This window comes from Aquincola tertiaricarbonis, from assembly GCF_023573145.1.
Taxonomy (GTDB): domain Bacteria; phylum Pseudomonadota; class Gammaproteobacteria; order Burkholderiales; family Burkholderiaceae_C; genus Aquincola; species Aquincola tertiaricarbonis_B.
The window spans coordinates 1,992,152-2,004,279 of the sequence record NZ_CP097636.1 but is presented as its reverse complement, the minus strand read 5'-3'; the positions used below and the strand labels follow the sequence as shown (position 1 = coordinate 2,004,279).

The following is a 12,128-nucleotide window of genomic DNA, read 5'->3' as shown; positions in this document are numbered from 1 at the left end:
CAACCCATCTGCCCCCGGAGCGCCGCCATGCCCGCCCTGATGCCGCCCCAGACCGTGCTCACGCCTGCCGATGCCGGCAACCAGCTGCAGACCGAAGGCCTCGATGCGCTGGGCCTGTCGGTGCCCAGCCTGTCCTCCGGCTGGGCCGATGCCGACCCCGCGGCGGCCGACGTGGACGACGATGCGCTGCGGCTGACGCTCACCAACCCGCGGGCGCCGTTCAGTGGTGTGCTGCAGGTGCTGGCCGTGCCCTCGGCCTACAGCGACGTGGCCGGCACGCCGCTGTCGCAGCCGGCCGCGGTGCTCCGGCTGCACCCCGAGGCCGCGCGCCGGCTGGCGGCGCTGTTCGCGGCGCGGCTGGGCGCACCGCTGCAAAGGCCGGTGCCGGTGGCGATGCTGGTGCACGGCGTCGCGGTGCCGGCCACGCCGCAGCCGCTGAACTGGCGCCGCGCCGGCGAGGCGCTGGGCTTTCCCGGGCCGCATGCGGTCTCGTTCCACGATGCGCGCGGCCTGCCGATCGACCCACTGGCGGTGGCGGCGCTGTGCCTGGACCTGCTGGGCTTTCGGCCGGCCCTGCGCTTTGGCGAGGCGGCGATGCCGGCGCTGGGCGCGGCCGGTGCGCTGGACCACATCGTCGGCGTGGCGGCCGGGCTGCCGGCCGCGGCGGTGCGGGTGCATGTGATCGACCCGCACGGCCGGGCCTTCGATGCGGCGCGCGATGCGGCGCGGCTCAAGCTGCTGGACGCGGGCAACGCCGAGCAGTCGGTGGTGTCGGCCGCGCTGGTCGGCCTGCCGGCCGGCCAGCGCCTGGGCCGCTCGGCCGCCGACGACAGCGCCGACGCCGCCGCTGCCGACCGCGCGGTGCGCGCGCTGCCGCTGCGCTGGGGCTGGGCCCAGAACGACACGCTGGACCGCAGCCCACGCGCCGCGCCCACGCTGCCCGCCGGCGTCACGCTGGCGCGGCAGTTCCTGCGGCTGATGGCGGTGGACCTGGACTGGCACCTGCTCGGCAACCGCAGCGACACGGCCGTGGCCGGCGTGCCGGGCGACGACGGCGCGGTGCCCGACTTTGCGCTGCCGCAGGTGCGGCCGGCGGTGCCCGGCTTCGACTACCTGGCCGACGGCAGCGACGTGCTGGGCGCCGCAGCGCAAACCGCTGCCGGCTTTCCGCCAGCGGGTGCAGACGTGCTGGCGCTGCTGGCCTCGCCGGCCATCGACCCGGCGCTGCCGCTGCCGCCGGGGCCCGGCGCGGCGGGCCACTGGCCGGCCTTTCCCGGGCCCAACCCGGGCGGCGGCCTGGGGGCGGGCACCGACGCCACCCAGGGCCTGGCGGCCGCCTTCCGCGCGCCTGGCGACGGCGCCGATGCGCGGCTGGACGTGCTGGTCACCATCGCCGCCGATGCGGTGCCCGCCGGCACGCACCTGCGGGTGTACCCGCGGCGCTTCGTCGAGATCACCGCGATCAGCGCGGACCAGCCTTCCTTCGTGCGCGGCGACGGCGGTGCCGGCATCGCGCAGGCCGGTCAGCCCACCACGGTGCTGCTGGTCAACCCGTTCGCGCTGGCGCCGGCGGCCACGCTGCCCACGCCAGCGGTGCTGGCGGTGGACCTGGTGGCCACCGCGCGCGATGGCCAGCGCCGTCTGCACTCGGCGGTGGATCTGACCGTGTCCACCACCCCGCAGCCCTTCGTCGACAACCTGGCGCAGTTCGGCGGCACGGCGCTGCTGGCCTCACCGGCATTCGTGGCGCTCACCACCGCCTTCGGTGCCACATCGGTGGCGCCGGCCACCGTGTTCGGCCTGCCGCCGCCGGCTGCGCCTGCCGGCGGCAACCCGGGCGGCATCGTCGCGCTGGTGCGGCAACTGGCCAACGAGACGGTGGCGCCGCGCCAGGGCCCGCGGCTGCCCACGCAGGGCCGCTTCGACACCGTGTTCGCCTTGGGCGCGGCGCCGGCCGCCGGACAGCCGCTGGCCTGGCAGGCGGTGCTCAGCGGCGCCCGCTGGACGATGGAAAGCCGCAGCGCGCAGCCGGAGCTGGGTGACCCCGGCAACCCGCCCGGCCCCGACGTGCATGCGGCCGGCGTGCGCGTGGGCGGCCAGCTGGCCTACGACCTGGCGCTGCATGCCCTCAAGCGCGCGCAGCCCATCGTGCCCACCGGCCCCGGCGCGCCGGGCTGGATGGTGATGACCGGCGGCGACAACTGGAACGACCCCGCGCCCGACGCCGCCGGCACCGTGGCCGGTGTGATGCTGGAGACCATTGCGCCGTTCTGCGACAGCCCCGAGCTGGGCTTCGTGCCGGTGCCGCAGCCGGGCGATTCGGTGCAAGGCCTGGTGGACGCACTGGCCGCGCAACTGGGTGTGCCCGCGCCCGGCATCAACGTGGGCAACGAGCAGCGGCTGCTGCGCCAGTGGCAGCGCGAGGGCGTCACCGCCCGCAGCGGCCAGCGCGATGCGCTGTGGTCGCTGCGCCGGGCCGTGATGCAGGCGCGCGAGTTCGTGTACATCGAAGGCCCGGCCTTCGGCCGCACCGCGCGGCCGGCCGGTGCGCCGCTGCCGCACGAGGTGGACCTGGTGGAACTGCTGCGCGCCGGCCTGCAGGCCAACCCGCGGCTGAAGATCGCCATCGCGGTGCCGCGGCTGCCCGACTTCATCGAGGCCAAGGCAAACTGGGTGCGGGCGGCCCTGGCGCAGCGCAAGCAGGCGGTGGAGGCCCTGACCACGCAGGACCGCCAGCGCGTGGCCGCCTTCCATCCGATCGGCTTTGCCGGCCGCGCCAGCGTGATGCGCAGCACCGTGGTCATCGTGGACGACGTGTACGCGCTGGTGGGCACCAGCCACTGGCGCCGCCGCGGCATGACCTTCGACGGCGGCTGCGACGTCGCCAGCTTCGACCGCGCGCTGAATGCGCAGGGCCGCTCGGCCGCCATCGCCCGTTTTCGCCAGGAGCTGATGGCCGCCAAGCTGGGCATCCCGGTGCCCAGCGGCCCCGCCGGCAGCAGCGCGCTGTGGACCCGCCTGGCCGAGCCGGATGCGGCCTTCGACGTGCTGGCCGACCTGCTGGCCGCGGGCGGGCAGGGCCGCTGCAGCGCCGTGTTCGCCGGGCCCACCGACAACACCGTGATCCCGCAGACCGACGCCATCTCCGACCCCGACGGCGTGGACGCCGACGGCCAGGGGCTGCTGGCGCTGTTCGGGGCGCTGCTGATCGAGGCCTGATGGCCGCCGCCCCCCCGGCAGCGCCGTGCGTCACCCCGGCAACGGATGCAGCGGCGGAATCGTCGCCGCCATGAGCTGAAGGCGGCCGGTGATCACCCCGCGTGGGGTGATCATCTCGTTGGCGATGGCCTGCAGCTTGGCGGCCGGACCCTGCACCAGCACCACCTCCATCATCTGGTTCTGGGCCAGGTGCACGTGCAGCGAGCTGATGACCTCGTCGATGTGCTCGCACTGCAGGTCGGCCAGCTGCTTCTGCAGCCCGCGCACCGAGCGGTCGTAGAAGAGGGTGATCGTGCCCACCATCACCTGTTGGCCGAGCTGCCTTTTGTGCTCCAGCAGCTGCTCGTGGATCATGGTGGCGATGGCCTGGGAGCGGCTCTCGAAGCCGCGGGCGGCCACCATGTCGTCGAGGTCGGTCAGCAGGTCTTCCGGCATCGAGATGCTGATGCGCGTGACCGGGCTGGCGCGGCCTTCGGCCGAAGGCGAGGGGGGTTGGTCGTCCATCGGTGTCAGAACATGTGGCTGTAGCGCTCGACTTCCCACTGGCTCACCGACAGGTGGTAGGCCTCCCATTCCTGGGTCTTGTACTTGATGAATTCGTCCCGCAGCGCCTTGCCGAGGGTGCGTTCCACCAGCGGGTCGGCGGCAAAGGCCTGCACGGCTTCCTGCAGGGTCTGGGGCAGGAAGTCGATGCCGCGCTCGCGGCGCTGGGCATCGTCCAGCTCGTACAGATTATCTTCGTTGGGCGCTCCCGGATTCAGCGCCTCGCGGATGCCCTCCAGGCCGGCGGCCAGCGCCAGGGTGGCGGCCAGGTAGGGGTTCACCGCGCCATCGGCATTGCGCGACTCGCAGCGTCCGCCGCCGGCCGGGATGCGGACCGAGTTGGTGCGGTTGTTCGAGCCGTACGAGTTGAACACCGGCGCCCACGAGAAGTAGCTCATGGCGCCGCGGCGCACCAGGCGCTTGTAGCTGTTGACCGTGGGCGCGAAGGCGGCGCACAAGGCGCGGCCGTGCTTGAGGATGCCGGCCACGAACTGGTAGCCCAGCGGCGTGAGGCCGATGCCGCGGGGGTCTTCCTTCGGGTCGCAGGCGAACAGATTCTTGCCGGTTTTCAGGTCGTAGAGCGACATGTTGAAGTGCGCGCCGGTGCCGGTCTTGTCGGCAAAAGGCTTGGGCATCATGGTGGCCAGCAGACCCTCCTCCTTGGCGTAGTGCTTGGCCATCATGCGGAAGAAGGTCATGCGGTCGCAGGTGGTCAGCGCATCGGCGTAGTTGAAGTCGAACTCGAACTGGCCATTGGCGTCTTCGTGGTCGAAGGAGTACAGGTCCCAGCCCAGGTCGTTGATGCAGGTGGCGACCTTGTCCAGCCAGCCCATGCTGTCCAGGAAGCCCTGGACGTCGTAGCAGGGCTTGACCAGCTTGTCGTTCGGGTTGGGCACGCTCAGGCGGCCATCGGCGCCTTGCTTGAGCAGGTAGATCTCGCACTCGATGCCCAGGTTCATGCCAAAGCCCATCTCGGCGGCCTGGGCCAGCACGTTCTTCAGCGCCACGCGGGTGCTCAAGGGGTAGGGCTTGCCCTGGAAGGCGTTGTCGGCCGGCATCCAGGCGACGGTGGGCTCCCAGGGCAGCTGGACGACGTGGTGGAGGTCGGGGATGGAGGTGAGCTCGTCCTCGTTGGGTGCCTGCCCCAGGCCATCGAGGGCATAGCCGGTGTAGCGCTCCGAGCCTGCGGCCATCTGGGGCAGGTGGTCGATGGGCACGACCTTGCCCTTCTGGATGCCGTGGATGTCGACGTAGGCGCCGATGCAGTACTTCACGCCCTTGGCCTTGAGGGCTTGCTGGAGGGCCTGGATGTCTTCAGGGGTGTGCATGGGATGACTCTGCGGGGATGGAGGGAAGGGCGCGCCGTCGGACTCAGACGCGGTCGAAGAAGGAATGGGCCAGGGGTGGGGTCTGGGTGAGGCCGCGGCGCACCAGGGCCGACAGGTCTTCCACCATCCAATCGAAGCCCTCGCGGCCCTTGTCGGCCGTGGCCAGGCTGGGCGTGCCGGTCACGCCGTTGAGGCTGGTGCGGTTGACCGGGTGCGCGAACACCTGGCCTTCGGTGCGGTCGGGATCGTCGGCCTGGCTCAGCAGATCGGGCCGCACCATCTCGGGCGCCAGCGCCAGCATCAGCGAGGTTTCGGCATCGTTGGCATGCCAGTCTTCGGCATCGGCAAAGTGAAAGCGCCGCACGCGCTCGCTGATGGCCGGCGAGTTGATGACCGCCACCATCAGGTCGTCGTGCTCGGCGCGCAGCATCTCCAGCGCGCAGCGCAGCGGGGCGGCGTTGGTGACGTGGGTGTTGACGATGAAGAGCCGGCGCACGCCCGAGTGGTAGGCGCCGTCACCGATCTGCTTGACCAGCTCGATCAGGGTGATCGGCTGCACGGGGATGGTGCCGGGCCAGCGGCGGCTGTGGCCCAGGGAGCAGCCATACGGCAGCGTGGGCAGCATCGGCACGCCGGTGTTGCGCGCGACGGCGCGGCACAGGTGGTCGGCGATGACGCTGTCCATGCCGCAGCCCATGTGGGGCCCGTGCTGCTCCGTGGCGCCCACCGGCAGGATGGCGGCCTGCGCGGCGGCCTGGAGCGTGTCGGGCAGTTCGGCCCAGGTGAGTTCCGACCAGAACATGGTCATGTCCTCCTTGAAAGCAAAGCGCTCACTCCACGTTGTCGGAGACGTGCGTGAAGCGGATCAGGTGCGGCACCACGTCGTCAGGCGCTGCGGCATCGGACGCCGCCTGGGGCGGGTGGATGAGCGCTTCCAGCCGGGCCTTGGTGGCCTGGAATTCGGGGCTGCCCACCTGGGCGGCCGAACGCGGCCGCGGCACCGGCACCTCGATCAGCTCCTGCACCTCGCCGGGGTGGGCCTTGAGCACCAGGATGCGGTCGGCCAGGAAGATGGCTTCGTCCAGGTCATGGGTGATGAAGAGCACCGTGATGTCGATGTTTTTCCAGATCTCGAGCAGGTGGGCCTGCATGCGGGCGCGGGTCTGTGCGTCGAGGGCACCGAAGGGTTCGTCCATCAGCAGGATGCGGGGCTGGATGGCCAGTGCCCGGGCGATGGCCACGCGCTGCTTCATGCCGCCCGACAGCTGGTGCGGGAAGTGATGGGCGAAAGCGCTCAGGCCCACCAGGTCCAGCCACTGGCGCGCCTGGGCCTGCGCCTCGTGGCGACTGGCGCCCTGGGTCTCCAGCCCGAACATGACGTTGCGCAGCACGTTCAGCCACGGAAACAGCGTGTAGCCCTGGAAGACCATCCCGCGGTCCTTGCCGGGGCCGGTGACGGGCTGGCCATCGAGCAGCACCTCGCCGCTGCTGGCCTGCTCCAGCCCGGCCAGGATGCGGATGAGGGTGGACTTGCCGCAGCCCGAGGGTCCGATCACGCAGACGAATTCACGGCGGTGGATGCGCAGGTCGATGCCCTTCAAGGCCGTGACCTGCCCTTGCGGCGCCGCGTAGGCCTTGCCCAGGCCCTGGACCTCGAGGATGACCTCGCGGGCCTTGAGGCGCTCGAAGCGCGCCCGCACGGCCTCGCTTTGCTGCAGGTACGACTGGCTCATGGTGGACTGCCCTCAATGCTGGCTGCGCGGCGGCAGCCACGGAAAGAGCCGGCGACCCAGCCAGGCCAGCAGCAGGTCGATGCCCAGGCCGATGAGGCCGATCATCAGGATCGCGGCATAGACCTTGTCGAAGTGCTGGTAGCGGGCCTGCTGGGTGATGAAGAAGGTGATGCCGGAGCTGGTGCCGATCAGCTCGGCCACGATGAGGTAGGTCCAGGCCCAGCCCAGCAGCACACGCTGGTCGCGGTAGAGCTGCGGCAGGATGCCGGGCACCACCACCTTGAGCAGCAGCCGGGCGCCGCGGTTGCCCATGGTCATGGCCGCCTCCAGCAGGCTGTGGTCCAGCTGGCGGGTGGTGTTGGCCACGATCAGCACCTGCTGGAACAGCGTGCCGATGACGATGATGGCGATCTTGGGACCGTCGTGGATGCCCAGGATGGCCACGGCCAGGGCGCCGAAAGCCGGTGCCGGCAGGTAGCGGAAGAACTCGATGAAGGGCTCGTGGAGCCGCGCCAGGGCGCTGTAGGTGCCGCACAGAATGCCCAGCGGCACACCGATCAGCGACGAGATCAGGAAGCCCCAGAAGATGATCTGCATGCTGTGCCACAGGCTCTGGTGCAGCCAGGGCGCATCCTTCTGCTCGGGCGGGGTGGTGAAGCCGGTGTAGAAGGCCTGCGCCACCTCGTGCGGGGCGGGCAGATACACCGGGTTGGCCGGCACCCCCTGGGGCAAGGCGGCGCCGGACTCGCGCATCGCCTTCACCTCGTCGGCGAAGACGCCTGCTTCCACCCGCATGCCGGGCTCGAAGTAGTCGACACCGCCGGGGTCGCTCACCAGCACCAGCGGATGCCACACGAAAGGCAGGTAGCTGACGGCGCACCACAGCAGCAGCGGCAGCACGAAGGACCCGATGCCCAGCACCAGCCGCTGCGTGGCCGACAAGGGGGCGCGGATGGCCCGCAGGCCGGTCTGCTTCATGGTGGCGTGCGGCTGGCGAGGCATGACGAGGCTGGGCCGGCCTTACTTGGCTGCGGCGTTGGTCAGGCTCGGGTCGATGTAGGTGTCGACCTTCTGCGGCGTCTTGTAGACGCCGTTCTTCACGTTGAAGTCGTCAGCGATCTGGCTCGACCCGTAGAGCGACTTGAAGCCCTCGGCCTTGACCATCACCTTCTTGCCTTCGGCCAGTGACAGCAACTTCGTGCCCTTGAGGAACTGGGTGTAGGTGGCCGGCGGCACACCCACGCGCGCCGCCATGATCTTCACCGCATCCGGCTGGGTCTTGGGGTCTTCGATGTAGGCCACCACCTTGTCCCACACGGCCACCACCTTCTGCCAATCGGCCTTGCGGTTGGCCAGGCTGGCCGGGTTGACGGTGAGCACGTCGTAGATCAGGCCGGGTTCATCGGCCGAGGTGAGCAGGGGTCTGGCCCCCGGCACGGCCTTGATGGCCTGACCGGCGATCGGCTGCCAGGCGCCCACCGCGGCCACTTCGCCCGAGGCCAGCACCTGCGGCATCTCGTTGGTCTTGGCATTGACCAGCGTGACGTCGGACTCCTTCATGCCCGCCTTCTTCAGGCCGTTGAGCAGCAGCAGATGCTCGACCAGGCCGGCCTCCACCGCCACCTTCTTGCCCTTCAGGTCCTGCAGCGACTTGATGCCGGGCCGGCCCACGATCATGTCGTTGCCGTTGGAGTAGTCGGTGAGCATGATCATCACGCTCTTGGCGCCACCGGCCCCGGTGACCAGGGCGTCGCCGTTGGTGACCGTGACCGCGTCGATCTTGCCCGCGGCAAAAGCCTCCATCGAGGCCGAGTAATCGAACCATTCGAACTTGACCGCGACCCCGGCCTGCTTGAACCAGTCCTTCTCGATGGCCACCTGCCAGGCCACCCAGCCCGGCCAGTCGCTGTAGCCGATCTTGAGGGGCTCGGCCGCCCCGCTGGCCTGGCTGCCCAGCAGGGCGGAGGTGACGACCAGGGCCTGGAAGCCCCTGGTCAGACGTTGAGTCAGCGCTTTGAAAAACATCGTGATCTGCCCCGTCGACGGTTATTACGGATGGATTGATTGGTAATACCGACGGGAGCTAACGCATCTCGCGTGCCAGGCCAGCTGCGGGGCAACGGGCGTTCACGAGGCCCCGATCACCGGGGCCTTCGCGCTACACGGGTGCACGGGTCCAGCGTCATCCCGACGCTGTCGACAGAAACTGGTGCGTGCGCACCAAAAGCAGCAGGTCTCTCCTGGCGGCTCGGCCCAAGCGCGCTATGCATGCCGCGGTGGCTGCACGATGGTGTGCTGCATCCCGCACCGGTAACGCGCCTTTCCCGATTGGGCGGGGTTCACCTGCAAGCTGGGGTTGATACAGGGACAAGCCGCAGTCATCTAGCGGGTGCACCGCCGCTTGCCTACAGTGCACCGCCGCAGGCGCGATGCCGCCCGTCGGCTGCGCATGCCCATCATCGTCGTGCCAGGCCCGCAGGCCTGCCCCCTGACCGCCTCCCGCCAACCCGAGGACAGCCATGGCCAGACTGAACATCAACGGACAAGTGCGCACGGTGGACGTCGAGGAAGACACACCGCTGCTGTGGGTGCTGCGCGATCACGTCGGCCTCACCGGCGCCAAGTACGGTTGCGGCATCGCCCAGTGCGGCGCCTGCACCGTGCACGTCGACGGCGCCGCCGTGCGCTGCTGCGTGATGCCGGTGTCGGCGATCGAGCCGACGCAGAAGATCGTGACCATCGAAGGGCTGGGCCAACCCGGCCGTCCGCATCCGCTGCAGCAGGCCTGGGCCGAGCTGGACGTGGCGCAGTGCGGCTATTGCCAGGCCGGCATGCTGATGGCCGCCTCGGCCCTGCTGGCCCGCAACCCCAACCCGAGCGAAGAAGACATCCGCTCCGAGATCGGCAACATCTGCCGCTGCGGCACCTATGGCCGCGTGTTGCAGGGCATCCAGCTGGCCGCCCGCCGCATGGCGGCAGGGGCGTCCGCTGCGCCCGCTGCGGCCGACGTCGCCACCGCTGCAGGGAGGTAAGCCACCATGGACATGACCCCATCGACGACCGCGGGCAGCATCTCGCGCCGTGGTTTCCTGGCCGGCAGCGGCGCCGCTGCAGGTGCTTTCGTGTTCGGCTTCTCGCTCGTGCCGCCGCAGCCTGCCGTGGCGCAGTCGGCGCCGGCCGAGGTCAATGCCTGGGTGGTGGTGCAGCGCGATGACACCGTGATCATCCGCATCGCCCGCACCGAGATGGGCCAGGGCTCGCTCACCGGCCTGGCGCAGCTGGTGGCCGAGGAGCTGGAATGCGACTGGGCCAAGGTGCGCTTCGAGCTCGTCAAGCCCGGTGCCAACCGCAGCCGCCAGAACGTCTGGCGCGACCTGTCCACCGGCGGCTCGCGCGCCATCCGCGGCTCGCACGAGTACGTGCGCCGCGGCGGCGCCACCGCCCGGGCCATGCTGGTGCAGGCTGCGGCCGAGGGATGGAACGTGCCGGCCGCCCAATGCACGGTGAGCAAGGGGGTGATCCGGCACGCCGCCAGCGGCCGCCAGACCACCTACGGCGCGGTGGCCGCCAGCGCCGCCCGGCTGCAGCCGCCGGAGAACGTGCCGCTCAAGGACCCCAAGCTGTGGACGATCGCCGGCCAGCCGCTCAAGCGCATCGACACGCTCGACAAGCTGGACGGCAGCCTGGTCTACGGTGCCGACTTCCGCATGCCCGGCATGCTGGTGGCCGTGCCCAAGGCCTGCCCGGTGCATGGCGGCAAGCTGGTCAGCTTCGGCGCCACCGAGGTCCTCAAGCGCCGCGGCGTCAAGCAGGTTCTGCGGGTGGACGAGTCCACCGTGGCCGTGGTGGCCGACACCTTCTGGCGTGCCAAGACGGCGCTGGAGGCGCTGCCCATCACCTGGGACGAAGGCCCCGCCGCCCAGACCTCCAGCCAGACCATCGCCGACCTGCTGCGCGAGGGGCTGGCCGCGGACAAGGCCTATGTCGGCCACCAGGCCGGTGACGCCCGGGCGGTGCTGGGCCGGGCTGCGCAATCGCCGGGCACGCGCCTCATCGAAGCCGAGTACAGCTACCCGTACCAGAACCACGCGCCGATGGAGATCCTGGCCGCCACGGTGCGCTGGACCCCCGAGCGCTGCGAGATGTGGGGCCCGACGCAGGTGGCCGACGCCGCCCTCGACGAGATGGCCCGGGCCGCCGGGCTGCCGGCCAGCGCCTGCGAGGTGCACAACATGCGCATCGGCGGCAGCTTCGGCCGCCGGCTCTACACCGACTACGTGCGCATCGCGACCTTGATCGCCCGGCAGGTGCCGAACACGCCGGTGAAGATGATGTGGACCCGCGAGGAGGACATGGCCCAGGGCCGCTACCACCCGGTGTCACGCTGCCGGCTGCGTGCTGCGCTGGATGACAAGGGCCAGGTGCAGGCCCTGCACATGCGCATCGCCGGGCAGTCCATCTTTGCGTACCACGCGCCTGCACGCCTGACGCCGGAAGGGGGCGATCCGATCATCTACCAGGGCCTGGTCAAGGACGGTGCGGAGATGGCCATCGGCTATACCTTCCCGCACCTGCTGGTCGACCACGCGATGCGCAACCCGCATGTGCGGCCGGGTGCCTGGCGTGGCGTCAACCTCAACCAGAACGCGGTGTACCTGGAGTGCTTCATCGACGAGCTGGCGCACGCCGCAGGCGCCGATCCGCTAACCTTCCGCCGTCAGCTGATGGCCCAGCATCCCAAGCACCTGGCGGTGCTGGAGGCGGCGGCCAGGGGCATCGGCTGGGGCAGCCAGCCCGCGCCCGGCATTGGCCGCGGCCTGGCGCAGATCATGGGCTTCGGCGCCTATGTGGCCGCAGCGGCCGAGGTGTCGGTGACCGACGGCAAGCTGAAGATCCACCGCATCGTCGCCGCCACCGACTGCGGTCACGTGGTCAATCCGCAGCAGGTGGAGGCGCAAATCGCCGGCTCCTTCGTCTATGGCCTGTCGGCCGCGCTGTACGGAGAGTGCACCGTCAAGGAAGGTCGCATCGAGCAGCGCAACTTCGACACCTACAACGTGATGCGCCTGGACGAGATGCCCAAGGTCGAGGTCATCGCGATGCCGTCCGGTGGCTTCTGGGGCGGCGTCGGTGAGCCGACCATCGCGGTGGCGGCACCGGCGGTGCTCAACGCCCTGTTCGCCGCCACCGGCAAGCGGGTGCGCGACTTGCCCTTGAAGAACATCCAGCTGTGACCGTGGCGGGCCGCGTCTGTGCACGCCTGCGGTCACGCTGACCACACGCATCGCAGCGCGGTGCCATCCAC

General features: G+C 70.5%; 9 protein-coding genes. 3 read left to right on the top strand and 6 right to left on the bottom strand.

Annotated features, from left to right (window positions below; translation table 11 throughout):
- Positions 1-27: 27 nt before the first annotated feature.
- Positions 28-3,219 carry a phospholipase D-like domain-containing protein gene (locus MW290_RS23550; RefSeq protein ID WP_250196780.1) on the top strand — a complete coding sequence of 1,064 codons (3,192 nt, stop codon included), beginning with the start codon at positions 28-30 and terminating at the stop codon, positions 3,217-3,219.
- A 30-nt stretch (positions 3,220-3,249) separates the two neighbouring features.
- On the opposite strand, the gene nikR is transcribed toward MW290_RS23550, so the two are convergent.
- The 6 genes from nikR to MW290_RS23520 are packed head-to-tail and all read right to left on the bottom strand — an operon-like array spanning position 3,250 to position 8,848.
- Positions 3,250-3,723 carry a nickel-responsive transcriptional regulator NikR gene (nikR, locus tag MW290_RS23545; RefSeq protein ID WP_250196779.1) on the bottom strand — a complete coding sequence of 158 codons (474 nt, stop codon included), beginning with the start codon at positions 3,721-3,723 and terminating at the stop codon, positions 3,250-3,252.
- A gap of 5 nt (positions 3,724-3,728) precedes the next feature.
- Complete coding sequence (gene glnT / locus MW290_RS23540; RefSeq protein WP_250196778.1) at positions 3,729-5,090, bottom strand: type III glutamate--ammonia ligase; 1,362 nt, start codon at positions 5,088-5,090, stop codon at positions 3,729-3,731.
- 43 nt (positions 5,091-5,133) lie between these two features.
- Positions 5,134-5,898, bottom strand: coding sequence for a creatininase family protein (locus MW290_RS23535; RefSeq protein WP_250196777.1), 765 nt, complete (start codon positions 5,896-5,898; stop codon positions 5,134-5,136).
- A gap of 22 nt (positions 5,899-5,920) precedes the next feature.
- The gene (locus tag MW290_RS23530; protein ID WP_250196776.1) at positions 5,921-6,823 is read right to left on the bottom strand and encodes an ABC transporter ATP-binding protein; all 903 of its coding nucleotides are present in this window, start codon (positions 6,821-6,823) and stop codon (positions 5,921-5,923) included.
- Between the two features lie 12 nt (positions 6,824-6,835).
- A complete protein-coding gene (locus MW290_RS23525; protein WP_250196775.1) occupies positions 6,836-7,801 on the bottom strand; it encodes an ABC transporter permease in 966 nt (321 codons plus the stop codon).
- Positions 7,802-7,843: 42 nt separating this feature from the next.
- The gene (locus MW290_RS23520) at positions 7,844-8,848 is read right to left on the bottom strand and encodes an ABC transporter substrate-binding protein (RefSeq protein WP_250196774.1); all 1,005 of its coding nucleotides are present in this window, start codon (positions 8,846-8,848) and stop codon (positions 7,844-7,846) included.
- 494 nt (positions 8,849-9,342) lie between these two features.
- Between MW290_RS23520 and MW290_RS23515 the strand changes: the two genes are divergently transcribed.
- Together MW290_RS23515 and MW290_RS23510 are read left to right on the top strand one after the other, a co-directional pair.
- Positions 9,343-9,855 carry a (2Fe-2S)-binding protein gene (locus MW290_RS23515; protein ID WP_250196773.1) on the top strand — a complete coding sequence of 171 codons (513 nt, stop codon included), beginning with the start codon at positions 9,343-9,345 and terminating at the stop codon, positions 9,853-9,855.
- 12 nt (positions 9,856-9,867) lie between these two features.
- Entirely contained in the window at positions 9,868-12,057 is a 2,190-nt protein-coding gene (locus MW290_RS23510) for a xanthine dehydrogenase family protein molybdopterin-binding subunit (RefSeq protein WP_250196772.1), read from the top strand.
- The last annotated feature ends 71 nt before the right edge of the window (positions 12,058-12,128 follow it).

Bases quoted from the DNA above. Each gene is read 5' to 3' on its own strand.
- MW290_RS23550 (WP_250196780.1), top strand. From the start codon at position 28: ATGCCCGCCCTGATGCCGCCCCAGACCGTGCTCACGCCTGCCGATGCC.
- nikR (WP_250196779.1), bottom strand. From the start codon at position 3,723: ATGGACGACCAACCCCCCTCGCCTTCGGCCGAAGGCCGCGCCAGCCCG.
- glnT (WP_250196778.1), bottom strand. From the start codon at position 5,090: ATGCACACCCCTGAAGACATCCAGGCCCTCCAGCAAGCCCTCAAGGCC.
- MW290_RS23535 (WP_250196777.1), bottom strand. From the start codon at position 5,898: ATGACCATGTTCTGGTCGGAACTCACCTGGGCCGAACTGCCCGACACG.
- MW290_RS23530 (WP_250196776.1), bottom strand. From the start codon at position 6,823: ATGAGCCAGTCGTACCTGCAGCAAAGCGAGGCCGTGCGGGCGCGCTTC.
- MW290_RS23525 (WP_250196775.1), bottom strand. From the start codon at position 7,801: ATGAAGCAGACCGGCCTGCGGGCCATCCGCGCCCCCTTGTCGGCCACG.
- MW290_RS23520 (WP_250196774.1), bottom strand. From the start codon at position 8,848: ATGTTTTTCAAAGCGCTGACTCAACGTCTGACCAGGGGCTTCCAGGCC.
- MW290_RS23515 (WP_250196773.1), top strand. From the start codon at position 9,343: ATGGCCAGACTGAACATCAACGGACAAGTGCGCACGGTGGACGTCGAG.
- MW290_RS23510 (WP_250196772.1), top strand. From the start codon at position 9,868: ATGACCCCATCGACGACCGCGGGCAGCATCTCGCGCCGTGGTTTCCTG.